This window comes from Arthrobacter sp. Z5-13, from assembly GCF_056499105.1.
The window spans coordinates 3,875,990-3,900,161 of sequence record NZ_CP096460.1; the positions used below are offsets into that span (position 1 = coordinate 3,875,990).

Below are 24,172 nucleotides of genomic sequence, written 5' to 3' on the forward strand. Positions count from 1 at the left end.
TTGCTAAGCTGGTAGAGAACGATCAGGGAATCGTTCCACACAACATCTTTTTCAATCCAGGCTGTACTCGGCGTGCCCGCTTACGGTCCGGCAGCGTGCCCTATCCCCGCAGGAGACCCAGCAATTTATGACAGCCTTGGCTACTGAACCTTTCCACGAGCAGCTTTTGAGCCGCCGTTACGAACCCAATGTCGCAGCCGTCAACGAGCTGTGCGACGCCCTCCAGACCGCCAAGCCAGGCACGCAGGTTCCGTATGTGGATCCGATGCACGATGTGGACGAGTGCCGCATCATCAGCCTGTACTCCAATATCGGCACCGCCGACGAATCCGGGTTTATCACTGCCGGCGACGACGAGGCAGCCACCCGAATGCTGGGAGTTCAGTGGAAGCTGGGACTCCGACCGGAATTTGTGATGCCCTGGAACGTACACCCCTGGCACATTGCTGGTGAGCCCAACGGCAAGTTCACCCCGGACCAGATCGCAGCCGGCCTCAAGCCACTCCTGAAGTTCCTGGCCCTCGTCCCCCGCGCGTCAGTCATCGTGGCTCACGGCACGGAGGCCAACCGCCTTGCCAACCTTCTCCTCAAGACCGAAGTACCTCTGCTTTGGCGCCGGGGCCTCAAGACCTACAAGGTCCGCTCGCTTAGCGGCCGGGCGTTCGCAGGCACCCCTGTGCGCCAGCAGCAGTACCTCGACGACATGCACGTCGCTTACGCGGACGCCATGGCCCGCACGGGGCTGACGAAGCCCAGCTAGCACCTGATGTAGCTTGGGGCCCACGCCCTCGCTATAACGACGTCGGGCGCCCACCTTTCCTTGAAAGGTGAGCGCCCGACGTCGTGTTTAACCCGGTTTTCAGCCCCGGCTGCTGGCTTCTATTGCTGCCTTCGCGGAAGGATCAGAGTCGTGGAGGAACTTCTCGATGCGCTCAGGTTCCTCGGCCTCGCCAATGGCGGCTGAAGCCCGGCCCAGGGAGTACAGCGCGCGCAGGAAGCCCTGGTTGGGCTCGTGCTCCCAGGGGATGGGCCCGACGCCGCGCCAGCCATTGCGGCGCAGCGAATCCAGGCCGCGGTGGTAGCCGACACGGGCGTAGGCGTAGGAATCGATGGTTCGCCCCTCGCTCCACGCTTCTTCGGCCAGTACAGCCCACAGCAGCGAGGACGTGGGGTGCTTTTCCACCAGGTCCAGCGCTTCCTGGCCGGCCTCAAGCTGCTCGTAGACGTCAGTCTCGGCAGGCAGGAGCGTGGGCTCAGGACCCATCAGGTTCTTGCGGAATTCGTCCGACATCCTAGAACGTCTTGCCGAGGGAACCGAGCTGCTTGGCAGCCTCTACCACCCGGGCCGAGAGGCCGGCTTCAGCCGAGGCGCCCCAGACGCGGGGATCGTAGAGCTTCTTGTTGCCCACTTCGCCGTCAACCTTCAGCACGCCGTCGTAGTTCCTGAACATGTGGTCCACCACGGGACGCGTGTACGCGTACTGGGTGTCGGTGTCGATGTTCATCTTGATGGTTCCGTAAGAAACGGCGTCGGCGATTTCCTGGTCGGAGGAGCCTGAACCGCCGTGGAAGACGAGGTCGAAGGGGTTTTCCTTGCCGATCTTGGCACCGACCTGAGCCTGGATGTCCTTGAGGATCTCCGGGCGGAGCTTAACGCCACCGGGCTTGTACACACCGTGCACGTTGCCGAAGGTCAATGCAGTGATGTAGCGGCCGTTCTCGCCGGCACCGAGGGCGTCGATGGTGGCCAGTGCGTCTTCGACCGTGGTGTACAGCTTGTCGTTGATGGCGTTCTCCACGCCGTCTTCCTCGCCGCCAACGGTGCCGATCTCGACCTCGAGGATCATCTTGGCAGCCGCAGTGCGCTCCAGGAGTTCGCGCGCAATCCGCAGGTTCTCCTGCAGGGTTTCTGCGGAGCCGTCCCACATGTGGGAGTTGAACAGGGGGTTGCGTCCGGCCTTGACCTCAGCCTCGGAAGCAGCCAGGAGCGGCAGGACGAAGCCGTCAAGCTTGTCCTTGGGGCAGTGGTCCGTGTGCAGTGCGATGTTGACGTTGTAGTTCTTGGCCACCTCGCGGGCGAATGCTGCGAAGCCAAGCGAGCCTGCAACCATGTCCTTGGTCTGGGCGCCGGACCAGTAGGCGGCACCGCCGGTGGAGACCTGCACGATGCCATCGGACTCAGCATCAGCGAACCCGCGCAGGGCAGCATTCAGGGTCTGAGAGGAGGTGACGTTGACCGCCGGGAATGCGAAGCCGCCCTCTTTTGCGCGGTCGATCATGTCGGCGTAGATCTCTGGGGTTGCAATGGGCATGCTGACTCCTAAAGTATTTTCGTCTGCGGGTGTGGTTGACCCTGGAGTGAACCTCGTCGGCTACCCACCATCCTAGCCATTTCTTGGCAAAAGGCCGTGGTTCGTATCACTCAGCCGGGTCATACTGGCTCGTTCCACGCACTCGTTCCACGCACCAGAGATGGCACTTCGCGGCAGTCTCACGGCCAAACACCGCCGCCAAGTGTCATTTCGCGCGCCAGCCCCTGGTCTCCAGCGCCGCGCGGACTTTGCTAACAATGGAAGGCCGTTCGCCTGCCAGATCAAACTTCGACACCCGAACTTCAATCCAGCCGCACGCAGTTGTTGTGTCGGCCCGCCGTATATCACTCAAGTACTGGTCCGGGGCGTTGTGGTGGCCGCCCTCATACTGCACGGCGACCCGCTGCTCAGGATAGGCGGCATCTGGCCACAGCACAGGATTCCCATGGGCCCCCAGCACCGTGTGGTTCAGAATCGAGGCCAGGTCAAGCCACGTCCTGGCAGGCGAGGTGAGCCGGACGCCGTCGTACTCTACAACCTCGTCCGGGAGCAGCGTCAGGAGGTGGCCCACGACGTTGGCCCTCCGCGGCATGCTGAAACCGCGCCGGCGGGCCACATGGACACGCCAGTCGTCCTCCAACCAGGCAGGCAGGGCAGCCGCCAGAATCCTGGCAGCGGACCCGAATGAGAGCACCGATGCGTCATCGAGCTCTGTGTAGGCCCGAAGCGCTGCTGCTCCTGCTGCTTCTGAACCGAGGTGTATCCGGATTCCCCGCGAAACGGTGACGAGGTCTTTGGCTTCGGTGCGGGTCCGGCTGACTCCGGCCTTGTCCGACGCCCGGAGCGAGAAGGAGCCCTTCGTAAGGTGTTCGGGGAGCGGCGCCCTGTGCATGCTCAATTGTGGCCGCTGCCTCTCCGCTCCTCCGGGTTATCCACAGGGCAAAGGACGATCCGGCAACGAAATGGCAGTTCACGGCAGTCTCACGGCCCAACACTGCCGTCAAGTGCCATCTCGGCGGGAGCTGGGGGTGGGGGGTGTGGGGCGTGGGTGGAGCTAGGGGTGCTGGTTGAACACATGGCGGCGGATCCAGGCATGCATCGCCACCGCTGCGGCTGATCCTGCATTGATGGAACGGGTGGAGCCGAACTGTTCGATGGACAACGTGGCCTCTGCCGCCGCATGGACCTCGGGGGTAAGGCCTGGCCCCTCCTGGCCAAAGACCAGCACACAGTTCCTGGGCAGCGCGTAGGTTTCCAGCGGCACGGAGTCCGGGAAGATATCTATTCCGATGATCTCCAGGCCTTCCCCCTGCGCCCAGGCCACGAAGTCGTCAACGGTGGGGTGGTACCGGACATGCTGGTAGCGGTCGGTGACCATAGCGCCGCGACGGTTCCACCGGCGTCGGCCGATGATGTGGACCTCCTTGGCAAGGAACGCGTTGGCCGTGCGCACAACGGTGCCGATGTTGAGGTCATGCTGCCAGTTCTCGATGGCCACATGGAATTCGTGGCGCTTGGAATCCAGGTCAGCAACGATCGCTTCATGTTTCCAGTAGCGGTACTTGTCCACAACATTCCGGCGGTCGCCGTCGGCGAGGAGGTCCGGATCCCAGTGGTCCCCTTCGGGCAGCTCGCCTTCCCAGGGGCCGACGCCGACCTCCGGCTTGGGCTCCGGCTCCTCCTCGGAAGGGGGGACGGGCAGCGTAGGGGTCTGGGGGTGGTCAGTCACCCCTCAACTCTAGCCGCGTCCGCCCCGCCCATCCGGCACTGTCACCCGGCACTGTCATCCAGCACAGTGCCTACGGTTGGACGGATCCGAGAAGCGCTAGCCGGCCAGTTTCCAGCGGTTGGCCCGGTAGGAGTTGCCTATCTTCTCCAGGAGCTCCGGGTTGGCGCTCCAATAGCTCTCGTGGCCGCTCACGCCCACCATCTGCGGGGTGCCCCAGGGAGTCACCGTGAACAGGTTGACCGCCCGTATGGCGTCGCCCCCGGCATTGGTGCACGTGAATCGGACCACTACGGCCTGAGAGCGGCGGAACTCCCGGATTTCCGGCGTCGACGATACGAAATCGGAGGCACACTTGTGGCCGACGAGATGTTGCGGCAGTTCAGCTGCGGGGATGGCTGTGAGCTTTGCCTCAATCTCCTTGATGGCTGCCTGGACCTTCGCCGGTTCCTTTCCGAACTTGCCCTCCTCCGCTTCGGCGAAGAAAGCGAAGGCCGTGGAAATGCCGTCACCGTCACGCTCTTCCGTGCCTTCCGCCTTTTGCTGCATTGGGGCTCCGGAGACAGGGTCCTTGGTGATCCCGAACGTGCCGTCGCTGCTCCACGCGGCGGGGTAGGCGAAAGAGGACTCCCCAGTGACAAAACGGGTGAACAGCGCCTCCTCGGCCGCTGGAACGTTTGCCGGGCCCTGCAGTTGATCCCATCCCGCGGGTAGCGGTGTGGCGTCTGCAGGCATTTGGTCAGCACCGGCATTGTCCGACGGCGCCGCGGTTGCCTCGGGGTTGCTGGTCTCTTCCGCTGCCCCTGAAGATGCCTTTCCGGACGTCGTGGCCAGCGGCACAGGATTGTCCTGCGCCTGCGGCTGGCTGAATCCCGGAATAACCCAAACAAACACAGCAACCAGCGCAACAATCACCGCGGCCGCGACGGAACCCAGCACGATGATCAGGTTTTTGTTGTTGTGCGGCTCGGGCTGGGGCTGCTGTTGGTACGGCTGCTGCTGCTGGTGCGGCTGCTGCGGGAGGTTTTGCGTCGGGAAGTTGGGGGGCGGGTACTGCTGCTGCCCGTACTGCTGCTGCGGGTAAGGCTGCGTGGGATCCTGCGCGCCGAACTGCTCCGTGGGGGCGCTAGGCGGGGGGAAGTTGGGCGGTGGGTAGGCCTGGGGATCACCGGACTGTTGTCCTGGGAATGAATCTCCGGGAGGCGGCGGTGCGCCATGGCTGTTGCTCATTGCGAGCCCTTTCAGGTGCTTGCTGGCATCCAGCGGTTCCCGGATGCCAGAAATGTCCGGCTGCGGGGACCTTCCGGCGCGGGCCGGCACAACAAACCACCGCAGACATCCCCCGATCCGCGGCCGCTGGCACAGGTGCCAGCTAAGAGCCTAGCCGACCAAGCGGCTTGAGCTGCTCCGTCATGTTCCGGCGTCGGAAGTTCCACTACCCGAAGAATGAAAGACTGGGTCAGGAAACAGCGTCTCCCCCATCTAGTGCCGGAGGTCCCCATGGCAGAGTCAGATAATGTACGTGCATCAGCTGCGGTGTACCGCAACAACCAGGAAATCGAATGCTGGCTGACTGACATGGACGGCGTCCTGGTCCATGAAAACCAACCCATCCCGGGCGCCGCCGAGCTCATCCAGCGATGGGTGGATACGTCCAAGCGTTTCCTAGTCCTCACCAACAACTCCATCTTCACTCCCCGCGATCTCGCGGCCCGGCTCCGGTCCTCGGGTCTTGAGATTCCGGAGGAGAATATCTGGACGTCAGCGCTGGCAACCGCCCAGTTCCTGAAGGATCAGGTTCACGGATCGGACTCCGGGAACCGTGCGTACACCATTGGTGAGGCAGGACTCACGACGGCGCTGCACGAGGCGGGCTTTATCCTTACCGACCAGAACCCCGACTTTGTGGTGCTCGGCGAAACCCGGACCTACTCCTTCGAAGCCATCACCATGGCGATCCGCCTGATTCTTGCCGGGGCCAGGTTCATTGCGACCAACCCCGATGCCACCGGCCCTTCCAAGGACGGCCCGATGCCTGCCACTGGAGCAATTGCTGCCCTGATTACCAAGGCAACCGGCCGGGAGCCCTACATTGTGGGAAAGCCAAATCCGATGATGTTCCGCTCTGCCATGAACCAGATCGACGCCCATTCCGAAACCACCGCAATGATCGGCGACAGGATGGACACCGACATCATTGCCGGGATGGAGGCTGGGTTGCACACCGTGCTGGTGTTGAGCGGAATCACCCAGAGGCAGGACATTGCAGCCTACCCGTTCCGCCCCAACCAGATCCTTGACTCCGTCGCTGACCTGAAAAACCAGATCTGACCGACGCCTGGCTTGCTGGCTGGTGGGAGCGTTAGTACGCAGTCACGCGCCCGCCGCCGCGGGGCAGGGGGAATAGTTGATCCTCGATGTCAGCCACCACGCGGCTGTACAGGGAGGGGTTCCACTGGGGGCTGGCGTGGGCCGGCACAGCGCCCTCCGTGAGCAGTTCGTTGGAAGTCATGTACCGGGAATAGGCACGTGACCAGGATCTGCGGGCGGTTTCATAGTTGACGGTCTTGTCCCGCGGGTTTCCAATGAAGGCCATGCGTGCATTGCCGAGCTTGTCCACAAAGCGCGTAGCGTCAAAGTGGTAGATATAGGCTGATTCGGACTGGATCAGGGTGCTCGACGGCGCCAGCGGTGACAGTTGCTCAAGCGTCTGGTCTACGATCTGGCGCCACGTGCGTTCGTCCTTGTGCACGATCCGTTCGCCGAGCTCATATCCGCCACGCAGCACCGTCGGGACCCGGAAGCCGCTTTCGTACAGCACCACCACTCCTTCGAACCAGCTCTGGTCCAGGACGTCGTACTTGCTGTAAGGGCTTGAGTCCAACAGAATCAGTTCAACTCCCACCCCGTGCAGCTCAAGCAGCCTCGCAGCCACCTGGGTGGCCACCATGCCGCCAAAGCTATGGCCATAGAAATAGAGCTTTGTCAGTTTTTTTGCCCGGACATGTTCGATGATGGCGATGACCACATCATCGATGTCCAGGCCTTCGTTGGAATACCCGACGGCGGCCAGCTGACCTCGTTCGCGGAGGGCGCCCCTAAGTGAGTTGAGGATCCACTGCGCCTCCTCCCAGCTGGTTTTATAGCCAGGGAAAAGGATCCAGCTCGAGTTCGGAAAGTACTTTTCAGCAAAGTCGTCGTTGACGGTGAGGATCCGGTTGACCCGGCGCTCCCGTTGCACTCTGCGAGTGAACAACATGTCTGCGGCAAGGACCGAGGAGGCTCCCGCGCCAACAAAAAAGCTTCGCCGTGAGAAGGTTTTGAGTTCGGCGGCGTGCCGGAGTAGACGGACCCCGTCAGGGCTGGGGCCACTGTTTGGCTCCACATCCTCCACAGGCGGCATACTCCTACCGTAGCCACACCCGGCCTGTCTGGTGCAATTTCCAGGGGCCGGCGGAACGGTGAAGCCGCAAATTACTCGACGACGGTTTTACTTTGGGATTCCCTCACCAAGGGAGCGGTCTCACGCCGTTCAATTTCCATACCGATCGCTTCGTACTGCGCCAGCAGCTCAGATCCGGTCACAGCAGCAGGATCGTCGAGCATGCCGAACACCGAATCACTGGCAGCGAGCAGCTCGTCATCTGAGTACTTGGCGAGCGGCTGGGAACCTGAGGGGTCGATGGAAGCCAAGAATTCTCCTGTAATTTCGAGCGCCTGCGCGCCATTGACATGGTCGTCATGGGAATCCAGCCCGCGCTGGATCAGTTCGAGGGACACGCCGGTGGCGCCACCGTCAATCGCGTTGAGATCGTTGCGAAGGCCTGCGAGCGCGGCGGACTCAACATGCACTGCACGGAAAAGGTCAACCCGAATGTGTGACTTAATACCCATGCGGCGGATTCTGCGGATGATGTGCACCAAAACGGGGCGGGAATCCTGTGTGAGGTTACCCCGGACATCAATCCGGACAACGTCAGAAACGACGTCTAGTTTAACGAGGGCTTGTAGCTTGCGGTCCATAGGTACTCCAAAAAATGGATTTCTATGGCCGACGGCTCAACCGTTGTCAGCTTATCCCGGCCGAAGGGTTAGGACAAGCCGCAGGGTTCAAGGGGACTCTCAGCCGGCCTGGCTTTTTTCGGGCTCCTGGAAGTGGGTTCGCGGTGCCGCGCCGCCGACGGATTCCACCAGTGACTTTGCGATATCCCGCAATTTCACGTTGCTGTTGCTCGAGGCATCGGTAAGAATTCTGGCTGCCGCGTCCTGGGTGCAGCGGTTCTGTGCCATAACGATTCCAATGGCAATGTCGATGGTGGTGCGTGATTCCAAAGTGGCGCGAAGGTTTGTGGCGCTGTCGGCATGAAGGGAGAAACGAACAGCCAGCCGGAGGGCCTGGGAGATCTCGCGTGTGTAGCCGCGGGCCTTCGCCGCAGCCTTTTCATCGAACTTATTGGGTGCGTCCGAGTACAAATTCAGGGCGGCCTTGGCATCACCCTGAAGATGGAACGGAAGGGACAAGACGGAGCGCAGACCATGGGCGGCAACCGCGGTTGCGTAGTCCGGGCCCCACCGGTCCTCTTCGAACAGATCCGGGACGTGGACTTCCCGCTCTTCCTCGGCAGCGGTGAGGCACGGTCCCTGGGACAACGAGTACTGGATCTCATCAACCTCGCGGGCTGAGTCACTGCTCCAGCCTATGGTGGCGGCCTTCCGGTCCCGGAGGAGGGTGATTCCGCAGAGTGCGTCGTCGCCGTCGCCGGCCATTTGGTGAGCGGAAAACCGCGCCAGTTCGTTCAGGAAATCCTCGAAGTCAGCACTCTCCAGAATGAGGTTCTGGATCTGATCGACGGTGGTCAAGGATTGTTCTGGCGGGAGCATGGCACGGTTCTCCAAAGGCAGGCACTGATGTGTGAATAGGCAAATGATAGGTCACTGCCGCAGTGCCGTCCACATGAAAGTGCTAGCTCAGGCCGAGTTCGTCCTTGCCGAAGGCGAAGAGGTAGGGAACCCCTGTTTCAGCTTCGATCTTTTCTTTGGCGCCGGTGTCCCGGTCCACGATGACCGCGACGGCCACAACGTTGCCGCCCGCTTTTCGTACACCCTCCACTGCTGTCAGGGCCGAGCCGCCGGTGGTGGAGGTGTCCTCGAGGACAAGAACCTTCCGGCCTTCAACTGAGGGGCCTTCCACCTGGCGTCCCATTCCATAGGACTTCTGCGCCTTCCGGACCACAAATGCATCAACAGTACGGCCGGCATCGGAAGCCGAGTGCATCACTGCTGTGCCTACGGGATCTGCCCCCATCGTGAGCCCACCGGCGCACTCAAAGTCGATGCCGGCCTCGTCAACGAGGGAAAGCATGACCTGGCCCACCAGCTTGGACGCTTCGTGGTGCAAAGTGATGCGCCGAAGGTCGATGTAGTAATCCGCCTCGGCACCGCTGGACAGGATCACCTTGCCGCGGACTACGGCGAGTTCCTTGATCAGTTCCAGCAGGCGGGCGCGGGCAGCGGAAGCGTCAGCTGCAAAGTCAGGGGTGGAAGTCATGGGTTCCAGTTTAGTGGCTGCGCATAAGTGCCCCTGCCCTGGACCGACCGGCCAGCGCTGAACCGCGACGTCGCAGTTGAGGGCAGTTGACACTCCTGACTAGGCTGGGACACATGCGCGAACTCCAGGCCAAGATCATTGAAGAAATGGGCGTGCAGCCCCAGATCGATCCCGCAGGGGAGGTGCGCAAACGCGTCACTTTCCTCAAGGAGTACTTGAAGGCCACCGGCACCAAGGGCTTCGTCCTGGGGATCTCCGGAGGCATCGATTCCTCCCTCGCCGGCAGGCTCACCCAGCTTGCCGTGGAGGAACTGAACGCAGAAGGAGTGGACGCCGACTTCATTGCCGTCCGCCTGCCTTACGGGGTCCAGCATGACGAAGAAGATGCCCAGGCTGCCTTGGAATTCATCCAGGCCAAGACAGAAAGAACCTTCAACGTGTCGGCCGCCGTCAACGGCATCGAGGACGAGTTCGAAAAAAGCACCGGCTCCCCCATCTCCGACTTCCACAAGGGCAACACCAAAGCCCGCGCCCGCATGACCGCGCAGTACGCCTTGGCCGGTGAATTCAACTATCTCGTGGTGGGCACTGACCACGGTGCTGAGTCTGTGACCGGATTCTTCACCAAATATGGCGACGGCGGCGCTGACATCCTGCCGCTGTTCGGCCTGAACAAGCGGCAAAACCGCGCCTTGCTCGGCGAGCTTGGCGCTCCCGCCCGCGTCTGGGAGAAGGTCCCCACGGCTGACCTTCTTGACGGCAAGCCGGGCCGCACTGACGAGGATGAGCTCGGCGTCACCTATGACCAGATTGACGACTACCTCGAAGGCCGGGAAGTTCCTGAGGGCGTGGCCATGCTGATCGAGGAGAAGTACCTGCGGACCAGGCACAAGCGCACAGTTCCGGTTACCGTCTTCGATACCTGGTGGAAGTAGGGTTCCCTACCTTTCAGCAGCCCGCAGTGCCGTTGTAATCCGGTGCGCTTCCTCCATCAGCAGCCGGCCCAGGAATTCCTGCCTGTCGTCGCGGAACCGCGGCTCAATACCGGTCAGCGATAGGGCACACGTGGGCCCGCCATGAGGGTCGAACACTGCCGCCCCCATCCCCCAACTGCCTTCCAGCACCAGCCCCGGGTTCACTGCGTAACCGGCCTGGCGTGTCCGCTTGAGGTTCTCCCGCACCAGATCTGCCGGATGCCCCTTGGCAAATGTTCCGGCGTGGCTGTTCCATCGGCCCAACAGCTCCTCCTGTTCTGCCTCGGACATGAAAGCCATGATGGCGGTGCCGGCTGAGGCAACACCAAGGGGGAACCGCACACCCTCATGGAGTACGAACGAACGGATCGGGAAGCTGCCCTCTTCCCGGAGCACACACACCGTTTCCAAACCGCGGCGGATCGAAAAAAACGCGCTTTCCCCGGTTTCCTCGGCCAGCCTCCGGAGGCTGGGCCGGGCCACTTCCTCTAACGGGAACCGGGCGGAGGCCACGGACGACATCAGCAGGATCTCCGGCCCCAAGACCCAGTTACCTGTCCCGGCGTCCTGATCCAACAACCCTTCGGAAGCGAGGGACGTCAGCAGCCGGTGGACCGTGGGCCTCGTCAGCCCTGATTCCCGGACGACGCCGACGAGCGGGACCCCCTCGGGCTTCCTGGCGACGATACGCAGGAGAGCCGCCACCCGGCTCACTACCTGGGCCCCTTGAACTGGTACTGACGTCATCGATTCTTCACTTTTCCTCGAAAGTATCCATATTGTGGATGGCTTCAAGCTTATCGTCCACACTGTAATCACGCGAATCTTAGCCACATGCATTTCCTTGACACACGCCTCCGAGCAACCCTAGGCTCCAAAGTCAGGACTCCCCGTCCACAACGTGGATGGCGGGGTGAACCACTCAATGAGGAGATGCGATGTCAAAGGTCCGATCCAATGCACCGGATGCCCTGCAGGACCTGCTGCAGGACGGCATGACGCTGGCCGTGGGCGGCTTCGGCCTGAGCGGCATCCCGGCAGACCTCATTGAAGCCGTGCGGGATTCCCGTGTCCGGGACCTGACGGTGGTGTCCAACAATATGGGCGTTGACGGGAAGGGACTCGGAGTACTGATCGAGGCCGGGCAGGTCCGCAAAGTCATTGCCTCCTATGTTGGCGAAAACAAGCTGTTCGCCGAGCAATACCTGGCCAGCCTCCTTGAAGTGGAGTTCACTCCCCAAGGCACCTTGGCCGAGCGGCTCCGCGCAGGCGGTGCCGGGATCCCCGCCTTTTACACCAAGACCGGCGTCGGAACCGTGGTTGCCGAAGGCAAACCGCTGGCAGAATTCGACGGCGAAACATATGTGCAGGAGCGGGCCATCAGGGCCGACGTCGCACTCGTCCATGCGCACACCGCGGACACCGACGGAAACCTCATCTACCGCTTTACTGCCCGGAATTTTAACCCGGTGGTGGCAACCGCCGGAACAACCACTGTCGCTGAGGCAGAGGTGATCGTTGAACCCGGGATGCTTGATCCCAATCACATCGTCACCCCCGGTGTCTACGTCCAGCATCTGGTCCAGGCCAGCGGCCGGATCAAGGACATCGAACAGCGGACAGTCCGGCAACGTAGCGGACTCGTCCCCGCCTGATCAGCTTCCGACTTCAAAGGAGAAACCCATGGCCTGGACCAGGGATGAAATGGCTGCCATCGCAGCCGAAGAACTTACCGACGGGGACTATGTGAATCTCGGCATTGGGATTCCAACGCTTGTGGCCAACAACCTTCCCGCCGGCGTACGCGTGATCCTGCAGAGCGAAAACGGACTGCTCGGCATGGGCCCGTTTCCCTATGAAGGTGAGGAGGATGCGGACCTCATCAATGCCGGCAAACAAACGGTGACTGTCCTCCCGGGCGGCAGCATTTTTGATTCCGCCACGTCTTTCGGCATGATTCGCGGCGGGCACGTCAAGGTGGCAATTCTTGGGGCTATGCAGGTCTCCGGCAGCGGCGACCTCGCCAACTGGACCATCCCCGGAAAGATGGTCAAGGGCATGGGCGGCGCCATGGACCTCGTCGCCGGCGCGCCGCGGGTGGTGGTCCTCACCGAACATGTTGCCAAGGACGGCACACCAAAGATCGTTTCAGAATGCACCCTGCCGCTGACGGGGCTGGGCGTGGTTGACCGGATCATCAGCGACCTCGCAGTGTTTGACCTGACCAAGAACGACGGCGGAAGGCAACTCACGCTCATCAGGCTCGCTCCCGGCGTCGCTGAGCAGGAGATCCGCGAAAAGACCGGAGCCAAATTCACGGTGGACCTTGAGACTGAAGGAGCAGCAGCATGAGCCTGAAAGAACAGTTCGGGAAGGACATCCTGCTGACGGGATGGGGCCACAGCCGGTTCGGGAAACTGAGCGATGACACCCTGGAGTCACTCATCGTCCGGGTTTCCACTGAAGCCATTGAGAACGCGGGCATTGAGCCCGGCCAGGTCGACGAGATCTACCTTGGACAGTTCAACTCCGGAATGATGCCCTTGGCGTTTCCATCCTCGCTGGCCCTTCAGGTCTCGGAGCAGCTCGCATACGTCCCGTCCACCCGAGTTGAGAACGCCTGCGCTTCAGGCTCGGCCGCGCTTCAACAGGGGGCAAAGGCTCTGCTGGCCGGAACAGCCAAAACGGTCCTGGTGATTGGTGCGGAAAAGATGACGCAGGCTGGCGCGGAGGTCGTCGGCTCCGCCTTGCTGGGAGCGGATTACGATATGGCAGGCAAAGCCTCCACCACTGGTTTCACCGGACTCTTTGCGGAGGTGGCAAAACACTACGAGAAGCGCTTCGGCGAACGTGGCTACGGCAACACGTTCGGAAATCTGGGCGACGTCCTGGGTACTATCGCCGCCAAGAACCACCGGAACGGCGTGGACAATCCGTACGCCCAGCTCCGCAAGGACCTTGGCGAGGAATTCTGCCGGACCGTTTCGGAGAAGAACCCCATGGTCGCTGACCCGTTGCGGCGCACCGACTGCTCCCCCGTCTCGGACGGTGCGGCCGCCGTCGTCCTCTCTACTGCCACGGCGCCACGGGGCTCAGCCACAGGGCCGGTACGCCTGGCGGGCTTCGGCCATGCGAACGACTTCATGCCGGCCGAACGCCGGGATCCGACGGCGTTCGCCGGAACCCGCGCCTCCTGGCAGCGGGCACTGGCCATGGCAGGCGTAGGACTTGAGGACCTGGACTTTGCCGAGGTACATGACTGCTTCACGATTGCCGAGCTGCTCATGTACGAGGCCATGGGGCTGACTAAGCCGGGTCAAGGCGTGCGTGCGTTGGAGGAAGGCTGGGCGTTCAAGGACGGGAAACTGCCCATCAATCTCTCCGGCGGACTCAAGGCAAAAGGCCACCCGGTTGGTGCCACCGGGGTGTCCCAGCACGTCGTCGCCGCCATGCAGCTCAGCGGCACTGCAGGCGCCATGCAGTTGGCCAATCCGCGCCGCGCGGCTGTTCAGAACATGGGTGGGGTAGGCATAGCGAACTACGTTAGCGTGCTGGAGGCTGTCTAGCCGGGCCTGCCCGTCCTGACCTTCTTTGCTCCGCAGACCAGGGCCGACTCGCCAAACCAGTGGCGTGTCGGCCCTTGGTCCACGTGAAAGAGGGTCAGCTGGGACCGCGGACTGACCAGAGCCGCTTCCACCATGGCCGGCGTGCTTCCGGTTCAGGCTCAGGAGGACGCGCAGCCGCGGCAGCGGCCCGGCGTTCACGCCAGCGCTCTACCTCGTGGTCCACATCCCGGGTTTTGGTAATGACCGGAGGGCCTCCCTGAAGCTGCCGGCGGGCGTCAATTACCCGCTTGTTGAAGCTTTCGACCGTTTCGCGGACCTGCTGTTCGGAGTAGCGGCCATCCAGCACCGAGTCCAGTTCCGCATCCTCCCTGCGAAGCAGGATTGCAGGTGGTCCCAGGCCGGTGAGGTTCTCGCGCCTGATCAGGCCCTTGAGCCACCAATCGGGATCGGGGTTCTCACCCAAGTCAGGGATTGGTTTTCCGGCATATTTGAGGTTGTCGAACTCGCCCCTGGCCATGGCGTCCCTGATCAGGTAGTCCGCCCGTTGAGCGTCACTGATCCTTCGACGTTTCTGGCGTACGTCGGCATCCGCAGCAGCAGCACCGGGCTCGGGCTCCTCGTGGGGAGCCCGGTTGGAGGTTTGGGCGGCCCGAAGTTCGGCTGCCCGCTCGAGCCGCCGCTCATTATTCTCTGTGGCGCTATCATTCATCGCCTGCCTCCGCCCCGGCTGGTCAATTCGCTCGTTCCATTTTCGCCGATGGGGTGAGGCCGTCCAAGGCCACAAGGTTTGCGGTTTATTGACTTGGGTGCCGTTGCCAAGAAGAAAATAGAAAACACCGAAAGGGAGGCAGCCATGGCGGCACAGCAACCGGGAGCGTTTTCCGGTCATGTGGTCCTGCTGGGGGATTCAATCTTCGACAACCAGGCGTATGTCGACGGCGGGCCGGACGTTGCGCAGCAACTTCGGCAGGAACTGCCTGACGGCTGGAGTTGTACGCTCCTCGCCGTCGACGGCGACAGAATCTCCGACGTCGTCCGGCAACTTCATCTCCTGCCGCCGGACACCACCCATCTGGTGGTGAGCGTGGGTGGAAATGACGCTCTGGGCTATGCCCCCTTGCTCGAGGAGGACGCCGGAACTGTCACCGACGCCCTCCTCATCCTGGCCAAGGCGCAGGACCGGTTCACCGCCGACTATGACGCGATGATCGACGCCGTAGCCGCTAAAGGCCTGCCCACAGCCGTAAGCACTATCTATGACACTCCCCCGTCAGCCCCCGGGCAAAGAGTCATCAGAACCGCGCTGGCCCTCTTCAACGACTCAATTACAAGGGCTGCGTTTGACCGTGGAGTTTCCCTCTTGGACCTCCGGCTGATTTGCAACGAGGACCAGGACTACGCCAATCCCATTGAGCCCTCAGCTCACGGAGGACGGAAAATTGCCCAGGCCATAGCCGCCCTTGTGTTGACCAACGGCAAGGCCCAGCGCTCTGTCGTTGTGGCGACGAAACCGCCGGATCAGGGCGCCCGGTAGGGGACCGTCAATAGCGGGTGGGGGCGGGCGGCACAATCGGAGGAACAGTACCGTCGTCGCCCTCTTCTTTCTCACGGTCAGCTGCGCTCTTCGCCTCGCTCCCTGCCATTTCATCAGACTCGCCCATGGTGTCCGCCAAGCCGTTGGTCTGGTCGAATGGCCGTGCAATCCGCTCAGCTGATGGGTCCGAAGAGGCATCAGACATCGCCCCTGCCGTTCCTGTGCCCATCCCGGAGCCACCCGTCATGGATGCCCCGGTTGCAGGGGCAGCATCCGTCCGCGAAGTGTCAACGCGGGTGACGTCCTCCTCCATTCCCTTATCTTTGTTTTGCGCCGCAGCGGCGACTCCTGCAGCGGCCGCCGCAGCTACCCCAACGCCGGCAGCAACCTTTCCGGATACTCCGGCCTTGCCCGAATCTCCGCGTGAACCCGCGGCATCCTCGACGCCGGGAGTCCCGACTGTGCCGCCTTCGTTGACCGAACCGCGCCAGGCCCCGCTGGCATATCCTTCTGCCTCAATGAATTCCTTGAACCTCTTCAAATCGGCTTCGGCCTGGTTTTCAATCACATTGAGCTTGTCCCCGACCTTTTCCAGGAGGCCCTCGGGCTCATACTCCAAGGTCAGTTGGATGGAGGTCTGCCCTCCGCCCACATCCTCAAACATCACTGCCCCGGCGTTGGTTGCGCCTTCGGTGGCCGCCCACGCCACTTTGCTGTCCGGTATCTGTTCCAGGATTTTTGCTTCCCAGCGCCGCCGGACGCCCGCGATTTCAGCAACCCATTCGAGGCGGTCGTCGCTTAGCTGGGTAACGCTCGTAATGCCTCCCATAAACTGGGGGAAATCCTCAAACTGGGTCCACTGGTTATAAGCGGTGCTCACCGGAACGTTGACCAGAATGCGCTTTTCAACCTTCGTGCTCACAGCGGTCTCCTTCGACTAGGACAGGTCACGACGAAAGCATTTCCATTTCGTCAGTATGCTTACTATATGCCTGCTTCGCGCCGTCGGCCACCGCCGGAAGTGACCAAAATCCCACCGTGACGGCCAGCCAAACGCACCTTTATTACCCATGCCAAATCGACAACTACGATAGGTAAGGCTACCCTCAGTAGGCGGCCCTTCGTTCCAGAAGAGCCTTGAGAATCCAACGAAGGTGGTTTTGTGCGTTTTCCCGTCCCGTCAATGGTGGCAACGGGCGCGGCAGCAGTCCTCGCGCTTTCCGCTTGTGGTTTTACCCCCGAAAACAGCTCTTCAGCGCAGCCTGTGGATACGAGCCAGCGCATTGTGGTGGACAATTTCCGTGCGCCGGTGGCCGGCTGGGAGCTGGAGACAGATTCCGCGTACATCCTTTCCCTGTCCGGGTGCCTTGAAACGCTCACGAAGTACGACCAGGGTAAAATTGTCCCCTCCCTCGCCACCGAGTGGAAGCAAGTTTCTCCGCTGGAATGGGACTTCACCCTTCGTGATGACGTGAAATTCCAGGACGGCACGGCCCTGACCCCCGAAGCCGTAACAGCTTCGCTCCAGCACGTGCTCAAGGCCAAAGTGCCGGCGCGCGCCTTCAATCCCAAGATGGTCAGTGGAGTAAAGGCTCTGGACGCACACACCGTTCGCGTCACAACGCCCACTGAAAGTCCTCTGGTTCCCTACCGGTTGGCCAGTGTGAACACCGGCATCCTTGCACCGGCTGCCTATGCCAAGGACACCATCGATCCCTTCGGGCACTGCACCGGCCCCTTTAAACCTGTCTCCGAAGTAACCAAACAGTCCCTCACGCTGGACCGCAATGAGAACTACTGGGGCGGCCCGGTCCAACTCGCAGGTGCGGAAATACGCTTCATCACCAATGGCGCCACCCGCGCAGCCCAGGTGCAGACCGGTGAAGCCGATGTGTCCCTTTCGGTCCCTGTTTCCAGCCTCCCTGCCCTGGAGAAAGCCGCCGGTGTTGGCATTCTGAAGGCGGACTCACCGAGGACCGCCACCCTTTACATGAACAACGGGCGTGCGCCATTCAACAACCTCAACTTCCGGAAGGCGCTCCGGACCGCCTTGGATCTGGATTCGCTGGCGGCCAGTGTCTACGAGGGCGCAGCGTTGCCGGCCACCGGCCCCTTCGCTCCCTCCGAGCCGTGGGCTCCGGCTGGCGTCGAATCTCCGAAGCAGAATGTTGAGGAAGCCAAGTCTCTGCTGGCAGCAGCCGGTTACACAGCCGAACGGCCTTTGGAAATCATTGCGATCGTGGAGCGGGCGGAGTTTGCGGACGTCGCAACCGTAGTCCAGGAGAACCTGAAGAACATCGGTATCCCCGTCAGCATCCAGACCAAAGAGTACGCGTCAGTGGAGCCGGACCTGCTTGCTGGCAACTACGACATGGTACTCAGCCAGCGCAACCGCCTGATCGACATCGCTGATCCGATCGGCTTCCTCACTGCCGACTACACCTGCGCCGGCACGTACAACCTCAGCCACTTCTGCGATGCAGAATACGACAAAACCATCGCCAAGGCGACTCAGACCAACGACACAGCGGAGCGCCACAAGCTCTATGCCGAGGCCGGGAAGATCCTGGACGATCAGGCAGTCAACGCCTGGCTGGTGAACGAACAAGCGATCGACGCCGTCCGAAGCAGTGTGCAGTCGTACGTTCAGGACCCTCTGTCGCGGTACGTCCTCACAGCCCAGACAGCGAAGTCGGGGTCCGGCTCATAGGGAGCCTGACGCCGTAACAGAAACCCATGATCTCCTTTATCGCCAGGCGGACGGCGGCCCTTGTGGTCGCCGTCCTGCTGGCGTCCATCGCGGTTTTCATGGTGCCGTACGTGACCCCCGGCGATCCTGTACGCAAGATCATTCGGACACGGGTTGCGGGCGACGTGGTAGACGACTCCTCGGTCCAGGCGTTGAGCAACAGTCTTGGGCTACAGGATCCACTGCCCGTGCAGTACTTTCGTTGGCTGGCCCGCTTTTGCACGGGGGACATGGGCCTGTCCCACATCAGCCGGACCCCTGTAGTGGAACAAGTGCTGCCTGCCCTCGCCGTGACGGTAAGCCTGGTAATCCTGGCCCTTGGCGCTGCAGTGTTGATTTCCTTGCCTCTGGGGATCACGGCCGCCCTGCGGGAAGGGCGCCCGACTGACAAGATCATCACTACCGTCACTCAATCCTTTATTGCAATGCCCGAGTACTGGCTGGCTCCCTTGCTGGTCCTGGTCTTCGCACTCCGCCTGGCCCTGCTGCCCTCGGCCGGATGGACAGGTCCGGCCTCCATGGTCCTGCCCGTTGCCACCCTGGCCCTGCGTCCGATCAGCTATTTCACCTCTGCAACCCGTTCAGGCATGATCGACGCCTTGGCAGCTGACCACGTCAACGCCGCCCGAAGCCGTGGATTGAGTTATCCGCAAGCAGTCCTGAGGCACGTTATTCCCAATGGCCTGCTGCCGCTGACCACATTATTTGCTGTGTGGTTTGCCGGGCTGCTGGGCGGATCGGTGATCGTTGAAGTGATCTTCGCGGTTCCGGGCATGGGCAGGCTCCTCTACGACGCTGTCCTCAACAGTGATATTCCCCTTGCCCAAGGAGGCGTGGTGGTGGTCGTTGCGTTGGCTGTGCTGATAACAACAATCGCCGACTTCGTGCATCAGCTCCTGAACCCGAGGCTGGGTGGACGTCTTGGCTAGGAAACAAACGGCAGGCTGGGCCGCCGTCGTGATCCTTGCCATTATTGTCCTGGCCGTGACCTTCTCCCCTTGGCTCATGCCGCATCCCCCTGCGCAGCAGAACCTGGCCTTGCGCCTGAGTGCGCCCAGCCTCAATAACTGGCTGGGGACTGACCACCTTGGCCGGGATACATTCAGCCGCCTGCTGGACGGCGGGCGGTTCTCCATGTCGATAGCGGGATTGGCCACCCTGCTGACCGGCCTCCTTGGAACGGCAATTGGCGTGATCAGCGCTCGCCGCCGGGGGTGGTTCGACGAGTTCTTCACCCGCACCAACGACGTCCTCCTGGCGCTTCCCGAAATGGTGATAGCCCTGTTCATCGTGGCCGCGATGGGCACAGGTTTTCCTTCCCTCCTACTTGCTCTGACGATAACCGGCTGGACCCCCTTCGCCCGGCTTGCCAGAACGCTCGCCTATGACATCTCCGCGGAAGGTTTCGTGGAGGCAGCCAAGGTGGTGGGATGCTCGCCGTCGTTCATTATTTTCCGCCATATTCTTCCGCACCTTGCTGGGCCTTTACTGGGCCAGGCAACGCTGCGCTTCGGTCAACTGCTGATCAGCGTCGGCGCTCTTTCTTATCTGGGCCTCGGTGTCCAGCCGCCGCAATCGGACTGGGGTTCCATGCTCGCCGCAGCACAGCCATATTCCGAGAGGGCTCCCCTGGCGATCCTGGCTCCGGGGCTCGCAATCTTTACTGTTGCATTGTGCGTGACGCTGACCGGCCAACGTATCTCCCAGATGGCCGGCAGCCGGCTGCTCATTCCGACCGGGACGGTGAAGGATGTCTGAGAAACTCGTTATAGAAGCTCTCCATACCGGCACAGACGAAACGCGTTCCATACTGGCCGGTGTCAGCCTGTCCGTAAATCCGGGAGAATTCGTGGCCCTGGTTGGCGGGTCCGGCTGCGGGAAAACGATGACGGCCATGTCCATCCTTCAGCTGTTGCCGCCGAACGTGCGACTCCAATCGGGGAGCATCCGCCTAGGTTCCCACGAGTTGACGACGGCGGACGAGGGCGTACTGAACAACGTTCGCGGTGGAGGCATCGGGATGTTGTATCAACAGCCCAAACGCATGTTCAATCCACGCAAGTCAATAGCCAGCCATTTGAAGGAGCCACTCAAGCGCCATTGCGGGCTGCAGGGAAAAGCTGCCGACGCTAAAGTGCTGGAACTGCTTACTGAAGTGGGCTTCGACGAACCCCACCTTGGTGCCCAGGCCAAAGCGCATCAGCTCTCCGGTGGGATGGCTCAACGGGCCATGACGGCCCTTGCGCTGGCCGGTGCGCCGGACATCCTGCTGGCGGATGAACCCACCTCAGCTCTGGACAAGATGCTTGAGGTTCAGATCCTTGAGTTGCTTGACCGGGAGCGCCGGGAACGTGGACTTGGGATTCTCTACATCACCCACAACATCCGCACGGTGGCGCAGTTTGCCGATAGGGTCCTGGTGATGGAGACCGGCTCGATTGTTGAATCGGGCCCGGCGCAGGAGGTCCTGAATTACCCCCGGTCCCCCTACACCAAACGCCTGCTGGAGGCCGCAAGCCTTGCCCCGGAGGGGAACAGCTCGCGGCAGGGCCAGCCCGTTCAGGGCCAGCCGGGTCAGGTGCTCGGGGTTGAGGGGGTCGGAGTTCCGGAACACGGGGTTCAGAGGCGCCGGGAGGTGCTGAGCCTCAACCACGTCAGCAAGGACTTCGCGGCCAAGAAAAGGGCAAACAAACGCGGAAACCAGCCAGCGTTAAGTGATATTTCCCTTGGCCTTGGACAGGGTGAAATCTTGGGCGTCCTGGGGCAATCCGGTTCAGGGAAGAGCACCTTGGCCAGATCAATCATCGGCCTGGAAAACATCGACAGCGGAAAAATCAGCCTTGATCTCCAGGATCATGCCCAGGGTCCCGGTAATCAGGATGCCCGCAGAGCCGGTCAGCATTCCCCGGTCCAGCTCGTATTCCAGGAACCGCATGACTCTTTTGATCCACGGATGCGCCTGCAGACCAGCCTGGAAGCACCGCTGCTCCAGCGCAAGGACCTGAGCAAGGAGCACCGTTCCGCACGCATCCTTCAGGCCATGGAGGAGGTGGGGCTGGACCCCATCCTGCTGGACCGGCTCCCTGGCCAATGTTCGGGAGGCCAGCTCCAGAGGCTCACCATTGCCCGGGCGCTTCTCCTGGAGCCCTCAATCCTGATCTGTGATGAGGCGACCTCCGCGTTGGACGCCCTGACCCAGCGGATGGTCCTGAACCTGCTCTTGCGCCTGCATCGGGACAAGGGCCTCTCCCTTGTCCTGATCAGCCACGACATGGACGTCATCCGCTATATGAGTGACCGGGTGGCCGTGCTGTTCAAGGGCCGGCTCGTGGAGGTCGCCGAAACCGGAGAGTTCTTTACGCGGCCGCAACATGCACACAGCCAGGCCCTGGTTTCGGCTGCGCTCCCCGTCTGCGAACTCTTGAGCCGCACGGTGCGACCCTCGCCCCTCGCCAAATTTATCCCGGCTGAAGTAACCATGAGCAGCCCTGACAGCTACTCCGTCAGCCGCCAGCCCTCCTGAAAATCAGGGTGGTCCGAGTAGGGGAAGGCAAGGGCGTGGAGGGCCAGGGCAGTCCAGGCTATTGCTTCGGTCATCCCGGCTGTCTCCCCCGGCGAAGAGGCCACAATCCGGGTCAGGCTCGCCTGCCGGGCCGATTCGATGACAGCGATGAGACGCCGTTTTGCTTCACATTCGCGCAGCAGCCGGTGCTCGTACCATCGGCCGGATTGGGAGATGGAGCGGTCTCCCAGGAGTTTTTGCGCGGCCTTCTCATCTTCCTTGATCCGTTCGAGCAGGAACTCCACAACGTCCATAGGCAGAGCCTACCCGCGCCGGAACAAAGAGTAGCGGGATGCAGGGCAGCAGTCTTTGGCCACCGCAACCCGGCAAGGATCAGGTGAAGGCGGATTTCCCGGTGACGGCCCGCCCTACAATCAGCGAGTTGATTTCGTAGCTGCCTTCATAGGTGTAGAGAACCTCAGCGTCTCCGAACAACTTGGCCATTTCAAAATCGCTGCTGATTCCGTTGCCGCCCAGCATGGATCTCCCCTTGGCTACCGTGGACCGGGCCAGCCGGGTGGTGGTGGCTTTGGCCATCGCAGCCTGTGCCATCTCCAATTTTCCCTCGGCCTGGATCCGCGCGATCTGGACCATCAGGGCAAGGGAAGCAGTGGCGTTGCCCAGCATGTCGGCCAGCTGCTGCTGGATGAGCTGAAAGCGCGCCAGTTCCCTTCCGAACTGCTTGCGTTGCAATGAATAGGAACGCCCGACGTCGAACGCGGCCAACTGGATTCCTGCACCTTGCCAGCCCACCCAGGCGCGCGAATCCCGCAGGAGGCTGTTGGCTTTTGAGAAGTCCGTGGCGCCGGGGAGCAGGTTGGCCGTGGGTATCCGGACCTCCGAGAGCGTGATGTCCGCGTTCTGCATGATCCGGAGGCCGATTTTGTTGCTGATTTTCGTGGCGGAGTAGCCTGGGCGGTCAGTTTCAACAATGAAGCCCTTGATCTGGCTGTCTTCGACGTCCCGTGCCCAGACCAATGCGAAATCAGCGATGGTGCCGGCGCCGATCCACCGTTTGGCGCCGTTAATCACCCACTCCTCGCCTTCCCTCCGCGCACTGGTTTCCAGTCCGCCTGCGATGTCCGAGCCATGATCGGGTTCGGTCAGGGCAAAGGCGCCCAGCTGGGTGAAGGCGGTGAGGCCTGGCAGCCATTGCCTCTTTTGCTCGGTAGAGCCGAGCTGATCGATCATTCCCACGATGAGCTCGTTGTGAATCCCCACCAACGCCGAGAGAGACACGTCAGCACGGGCCACCTCGACGTACATCATGCCCTTGAACAGCTGGGAACTGCCGTCCGTTTGGAGGCCCCCCAAGCCGTATTTCCCCATCTCTGCGACGAGCGTGAAAGGGAATTCCTCCCGGTTCCAGTAATCAATGGAAGCCGCGCGGATCCGGGACTGCAGGAACTCCCTGACTTCCAGATAGCGGGACCGCTCGGCGGCGGGCAGGAGCTCCGCAATGTACATCAAATCGGCGTCCGGAAAAGGTGGGAGGGCAGGGATCCCGGCTGTTGCTGGCGGGTCAGCGTCCGGTCTGTCATGACGTCCTGATGGCTGCACCCGTCCCCCGGCCCCTTCGCTCTTCCAAACCCTTGGATGTCCTAGTATATTGCACAGTGATGTGGATCACTAGGCTGAGCAGACGCCCCGGCCGGGCAAGGCTAAGGAGGAACGGTGGGAACTCCTCTTCCCCGTGACCCCATCGCGGATGCCCAGCGCAACTGGGAAGGCCACGGTTGGGGAAATGTTGCAGCCCCCATGGCAGCCGTCACCGCCATCATGCGCACCCAGCAGATTTTGCTGGGACGGATCGAGGCCGTCCTCAAACCGTTCGGCCTGACGTTCGCCCGTTACGAACTTCTGGCACTGCTGAGTTTCACACGCAGCGGGGCACTTCCCATGAACAAAGCCAGCGCACTCCTGCAGGTCCATCCCACCTCCGTGACAAACGCCGTCGACCGCCTGCAGGCCGCAGGACTGGTGGTGCGGTCCGCACACCCAACTGACGGCCGGACCACCCTGATAGAGCTCACCTCTGAGGGGCGGACGCTTGCCAAGAGTGCGACGGCGGCGCTGAACACTGAGGTATTCGCCCAGTCGGGATTCGCTGACCAGGATGTGGAGCAGCTGATCAGGATCCTCAGTGAGTTTCGGAAGAACGCAGGCGATTTCACCTGACAGGACTCCCCTTCACAGGAGCC

At 61.9% G+C, this 24,172-nt stretch carries 26 protein-coding genes; 12 read left to right on the forward strand and 14 right to left on the reverse strand.

Annotated features, from left to right (window positions below; translation table 11 throughout):
- Positions 1–127: 127 nt before the first annotated feature.
- The gene (locus M1E02_RS18005) at positions 128–760 is read left to right on the forward strand and encodes a uracil-DNA glycosylase family protein (protein WP_479375551.1); all 633 of its coding nucleotides are present in this window, start codon (positions 128–130) and stop codon (positions 758–760) included.
- Positions 761–859: 99 nt separating this feature from the next.
- On the opposite strand, the gene M1E02_RS18010 is transcribed toward M1E02_RS18005, so the two are convergent.
- The 5 genes from M1E02_RS18010 to M1E02_RS18030 form a co-directional block, all read right to left on the reverse strand.
- Positions 860–1,291, reverse strand: coding sequence for a DUF3151 domain-containing protein (locus M1E02_RS18010; RefSeq protein WP_479375552.1), 432 nt, complete (start codon positions 1,289–1,291; stop codon positions 860–862).
- Position 1,292: 1 nt separating this feature from the next.
- Positions 1,293–2,312 carry a class II fructose-bisphosphate aldolase gene (fbaA, locus tag M1E02_RS18015; protein ID WP_479375553.1) on the reverse strand — a complete coding sequence of 340 codons (1,020 nt, stop codon included), beginning with the start codon at positions 2,310–2,312 and terminating at the stop codon, positions 1,293–1,295.
- Between the two features lie 205 nt (positions 2,313–2,517).
- The gene (locus M1E02_RS18020; RefSeq protein ID WP_479375554.1) at positions 2,518–3,204 is read right to left on the reverse strand and encodes a hypothetical protein; all 687 of its coding nucleotides are present in this window, start codon (positions 3,202–3,204) and stop codon (positions 2,518–2,520) included.
- Positions 3,205–3,366: 162 nt separating this feature from the next.
- The gene (locus M1E02_RS18025) at positions 3,367–4,041 is read right to left on the reverse strand and encodes a TrmH family RNA methyltransferase (RefSeq protein ID WP_479375555.1); all 675 of its coding nucleotides are present in this window, start codon (positions 4,039–4,041) and stop codon (positions 3,367–3,369) included.
- A 96-nt stretch (positions 4,042–4,137) separates the two neighbouring features.
- On the reverse strand, positions 4,138–5,268 hold the full coding sequence (locus M1E02_RS18030) for a hypothetical protein (protein WP_479375556.1): 1,131 nt from the start codon (positions 5,266–5,268) through the stop codon (positions 4,138–4,140).
- 270 nt (positions 5,269–5,538) lie between these two features.
- Between M1E02_RS18030 and M1E02_RS18035 the strand changes: the two genes are divergently transcribed.
- Positions 5,539–6,369, forward strand: a complete 831-nt coding sequence (locus tag M1E02_RS18035; protein WP_479375557.1) for an HAD-IIA family hydrolase — start codon at positions 5,539–5,541, stop codon at positions 6,367–6,369.
- Positions 6,370–6,400: 31 nt separating this feature from the next.
- On the opposite strand, the gene M1E02_RS18040 is transcribed toward M1E02_RS18035, so the two are convergent.
- From M1E02_RS18040 to pyrE, 4 genes are all read right to left on the reverse strand, one after another.
- Positions 6,401–7,441 carry an alpha/beta fold hydrolase gene (locus M1E02_RS18040; protein WP_479375558.1) on the reverse strand — a complete coding sequence of 347 codons (1,041 nt, stop codon included), beginning with the start codon at positions 7,439–7,441 and terminating at the stop codon, positions 6,401–6,403.
- Positions 7,442–7,512: 71 nt separating this feature from the next.
- Positions 7,513–8,061 (reverse strand): hypothetical protein, encoded by a 549-nt coding sequence (locus tag M1E02_RS18045; RefSeq protein WP_479375559.1) that lies wholly within the window; start codon positions 8,059–8,061, stop codon positions 7,513–7,515.
- A 99-nt stretch (positions 8,062–8,160) separates the two neighbouring features.
- Positions 8,161–8,919 (reverse strand): GAF and ANTAR domain-containing protein, encoded by a 759-nt coding sequence (locus M1E02_RS18050; protein ID WP_479375560.1) that lies wholly within the window; start codon positions 8,917–8,919, stop codon positions 8,161–8,163.
- Positions 8,920–9,001: 82 nt separating this feature from the next.
- Positions 9,002–9,586 (reverse strand): orotate phosphoribosyltransferase, encoded by a 585-nt coding sequence (gene pyrE, locus M1E02_RS18055; protein WP_479375561.1) that lies wholly within the window; start codon positions 9,584–9,586, stop codon positions 9,002–9,004.
- A 113-nt stretch (positions 9,587–9,699) separates the two neighbouring features.
- Here pyrE and nadE point away from each other — a divergent pair, with 113 nt between their 5' ends.
- Positions 9,700–10,521, forward strand: coding sequence for an ammonia-dependent NAD(+) synthetase (gene nadE, locus M1E02_RS18060; RefSeq protein WP_479375562.1), 822 nt, complete (start codon positions 9,700–9,702; stop codon positions 10,519–10,521).
- Positions 10,522–10,527: 6 nt separating this feature from the next.
- Here the strand turns inward: nadE and M1E02_RS18065 are convergent, their stop codons facing one another.
- Positions 10,528–11,307: an IclR family transcriptional regulator gene (locus tag M1E02_RS18065; protein ID WP_479375563.1), complete on the reverse strand. Its 780-nt coding sequence runs from the start codon at positions 11,305–11,307 to the stop codon at positions 10,528–10,530.
- Between the two features lie 191 nt (positions 11,308–11,498).
- On the opposite strand from M1E02_RS18065, the gene M1E02_RS18070 reads away from it, so the two are divergent.
- The 3 genes from M1E02_RS18070 to M1E02_RS18080 are packed head-to-tail and all read left to right on the forward strand — an operon-like array spanning position 11,499 to position 14,126.
- Positions 11,499–12,215: a CoA transferase subunit A gene (locus M1E02_RS18070; RefSeq protein ID WP_479375564.1), complete on the forward strand. Its 717-nt coding sequence runs from the start codon at positions 11,499–11,501 to the stop codon at positions 12,213–12,215.
- A gap of 28 nt (positions 12,216–12,243) precedes the next feature.
- Positions 12,244–12,912, forward strand: a complete 669-nt coding sequence (locus M1E02_RS18075; protein ID WP_479375565.1) for a CoA transferase subunit B — start codon at positions 12,244–12,246, stop codon at positions 12,910–12,912.
- Entirely contained in the window at positions 12,909–14,126 is a 1,218-nt protein-coding gene (locus M1E02_RS18080; protein WP_479375566.1) for an acetyl-CoA acetyltransferase, read from the forward strand. The genes M1E02_RS18075 and M1E02_RS18080 overlap by 4 nt, the downstream gene beginning before the upstream one ends.
- A 94-nt stretch (positions 14,127–14,220) precedes the next feature.
- Here the strand turns inward: M1E02_RS18080 and M1E02_RS18085 are convergent, their stop codons facing one another.
- Positions 14,221–14,835, reverse strand: a complete 615-nt coding sequence (locus M1E02_RS18085; RefSeq protein ID WP_479375567.1) for a DnaJ family domain-containing protein — start codon at positions 14,833–14,835, stop codon at positions 14,221–14,223.
- Positions 14,836–14,979: 144 nt separating this feature from the next.
- Here M1E02_RS18085 and M1E02_RS18090 point away from each other — a divergent pair, with 144 nt between their 5' ends.
- Positions 14,980–15,660 (forward strand): SGNH/GDSL hydrolase family protein, encoded by a 681-nt coding sequence (locus M1E02_RS18090; protein ID WP_479375568.1) that lies wholly within the window; start codon positions 14,980–14,982, stop codon positions 15,658–15,660.
- A gap of 7 nt (positions 15,661–15,667) precedes the next feature.
- Here M1E02_RS18090 and M1E02_RS18095 read toward each other — a convergent pair whose 3' ends face one another.
- The gene (locus M1E02_RS18095) at positions 15,668–16,582 is read right to left on the reverse strand and encodes an SRPBCC family protein (protein ID WP_479375569.1); all 915 of its coding nucleotides are present in this window, start codon (positions 16,580–16,582) and stop codon (positions 15,668–15,670) included.
- A 261-nt stretch (positions 16,583–16,843) separates the two neighbouring features.
- On the opposite strand from M1E02_RS18095, the gene M1E02_RS18100 reads away from it, so the two are divergent.
- Genes M1E02_RS18100 through M1E02_RS18115 form a run of 4 tightly spaced genes read left to right on the forward strand, consistent with a single transcriptional unit; the run spans position 16,844 to position 21,932 of the window.
- Entirely contained in the window at positions 16,844–18,370 is a 1,527-nt protein-coding gene (locus M1E02_RS18100) for an ABC transporter substrate-binding protein (RefSeq protein ID WP_479378213.1), read from the forward strand.
- A 26-nt stretch (positions 18,371–18,396) separates the two neighbouring features.
- Positions 18,397–19,338, forward strand: coding sequence for an ABC transporter permease (locus M1E02_RS18105; RefSeq protein WP_479375570.1), 942 nt, complete (start codon positions 18,397–18,399; stop codon positions 19,336–19,338).
- On the forward strand, positions 19,331–20,167 hold the full coding sequence (locus M1E02_RS18110; protein ID WP_479375571.1) for an ABC transporter permease: 837 nt from the start codon (positions 19,331–19,333) through the stop codon (positions 20,165–20,167). The genes M1E02_RS18105 and M1E02_RS18110 overlap by 8 nt, the downstream gene beginning before the upstream one ends.
- On the forward strand, positions 20,160–21,932 hold the full coding sequence (locus M1E02_RS18115; RefSeq protein ID WP_479375572.1) for an ATP-binding cassette domain-containing protein: 1,773 nt from the start codon (positions 20,160–20,162) through the stop codon (positions 21,930–21,932). Before M1E02_RS18110 ends, M1E02_RS18115 begins: the two co-directional genes overlap by 8 nt.
- On the opposite strand, the gene M1E02_RS18120 is transcribed toward M1E02_RS18115, so the two are convergent.
- Positions 21,905–22,225, reverse strand: a complete 321-nt coding sequence (locus tag M1E02_RS18120; RefSeq protein WP_479375573.1) for a DUF6221 family protein — start codon at positions 22,223–22,225, stop codon at positions 21,905–21,907. The two genes, M1E02_RS18115 and M1E02_RS18120, sit on opposite strands and share 28 nt — an antisense overlap.
- Before the next feature lie 79 nt (positions 22,226–22,304).
- Positions 22,305–23,438, reverse strand: coding sequence for an acyl-CoA dehydrogenase family protein (locus M1E02_RS18125; RefSeq protein ID WP_479375574.1), 1,134 nt, complete (start codon positions 23,436–23,438; stop codon positions 22,305–22,307).
- A 207-nt stretch (positions 23,439–23,645) separates the two neighbouring features.
- Between M1E02_RS18125 and M1E02_RS18130 the strand changes: the two genes are divergently transcribed.
- Positions 23,646–24,149, forward strand: a complete 504-nt coding sequence (locus M1E02_RS18130; protein WP_479375575.1) for a MarR family winged helix-turn-helix transcriptional regulator — start codon at positions 23,646–23,648, stop codon at positions 24,147–24,149.
- Positions 24,150–24,172 lie beyond the last annotated feature (23 nt).

Bases quoted from the DNA above. Each gene is read 5' to 3' on its own strand.
- M1E02_RS18005 (WP_479375551.1), top strand. From the start codon at position 128: ATGACAGCCTTGGCTACTGAACCTTTCCACGAGCAGCTTTTGAGCCGC.
- M1E02_RS18010 (WP_479375552.1), bottom strand. From the start codon at position 1,291: ATGTCGGACGAATTCCGCAAGAACCTGATGGGTCCTGAGCCCACGCTC.
- fbaA (WP_479375553.1), bottom strand. From the start codon at position 2,312: ATGCCCATTGCAACCCCAGAGATCTACGCCGACATGATCGACCGCGCA.
- M1E02_RS18020 (WP_479375554.1), bottom strand. From the start codon at position 3,204: ATGCACAGGGCGCCGCTCCCCGAACACCTTACGAAGGGCTCCTTCTCG.
- M1E02_RS18030 (WP_479375556.1), bottom strand. From the start codon at position 5,268: ATGAGCAACAGCCATGGCGCACCGCCGCCTCCCGGAGATTCATTCCCA.
- M1E02_RS18035 (WP_479375557.1), top strand. From the start codon at position 5,539: ATGGCAGAGTCAGATAATGTACGTGCATCAGCTGCGGTGTACCGCAAC.
- M1E02_RS18040 (WP_479375558.1), bottom strand. From the start codon at position 7,441: ATGCCGCCTGTGGAGGATGTGGAGCCAAACAGTGGCCCCAGCCCTGAC.
- M1E02_RS18045 (WP_479375559.1), bottom strand. From the start codon at position 8,061: ATGGACCGCAAGCTACAAGCCCTCGTTAAACTAGACGTCGTTTCTGAC.
- M1E02_RS18050 (WP_479375560.1), bottom strand. From the start codon at position 8,919: ATGCTCCCGCCAGAACAATCCTTGACCACCGTCGATCAGATCCAGAAC.
- pyrE (WP_479375561.1), bottom strand. From the start codon at position 9,586: ATGACTTCCACCCCTGACTTTGCAGCTGACGCTTCCGCTGCCCGCGCC.
- nadE (WP_479375562.1), top strand. From the start codon at position 9,700: ATGCGCGAACTCCAGGCCAAGATCATTGAAGAAATGGGCGTGCAGCCC.
- M1E02_RS18065 (WP_479375563.1), bottom strand. From the start codon at position 11,307: ATGACGTCAGTACCAGTTCAAGGGGCCCAGGTAGTGAGCCGGGTGGCG.
- M1E02_RS18070 (WP_479375564.1), top strand. From the start codon at position 11,499: ATGTCAAAGGTCCGATCCAATGCACCGGATGCCCTGCAGGACCTGCTG.
- M1E02_RS18075 (WP_479375565.1), top strand. From the start codon at position 12,244: ATGGCCTGGACCAGGGATGAAATGGCTGCCATCGCAGCCGAAGAACTT.
- M1E02_RS18080 (WP_479375566.1), top strand. From the start codon at position 12,909: ATGAGCCTGAAAGAACAGTTCGGGAAGGACATCCTGCTGACGGGATGG.
- M1E02_RS18085 (WP_479375567.1), bottom strand. From the start codon at position 14,835: ATGAATGATAGCGCCACAGAGAATAATGAGCGGCGGCTCGAGCGGGCA.
- M1E02_RS18090 (WP_479375568.1), top strand. From the start codon at position 14,980: ATGGCGGCACAGCAACCGGGAGCGTTTTCCGGTCATGTGGTCCTGCTG.
- M1E02_RS18100 (WP_479378213.1), top strand. From the start codon at position 16,844: ATGGTGGCAACGGGCGCGGCAGCAGTCCTCGCGCTTTCCGCTTGTGGT.
- M1E02_RS18105 (WP_479375570.1), top strand. From the start codon at position 18,397: ATGATCTCCTTTATCGCCAGGCGGACGGCGGCCCTTGTGGTCGCCGTC.
- M1E02_RS18115 (WP_479375572.1), top strand. From the start codon at position 20,160: ATGTCTGAGAAACTCGTTATAGAAGCTCTCCATACCGGCACAGACGAA.
- M1E02_RS18120 (WP_479375573.1), bottom strand. From the start codon at position 22,225: ATGGACGTTGTGGAGTTCCTGCTCGAACGGATCAAGGAAGATGAGAAG.
- M1E02_RS18125 (WP_479375574.1), bottom strand. From the start codon at position 23,438: ATGTACATTGCGGAGCTCCTGCCCGCCGCCGAGCGGTCCCGCTATCTG.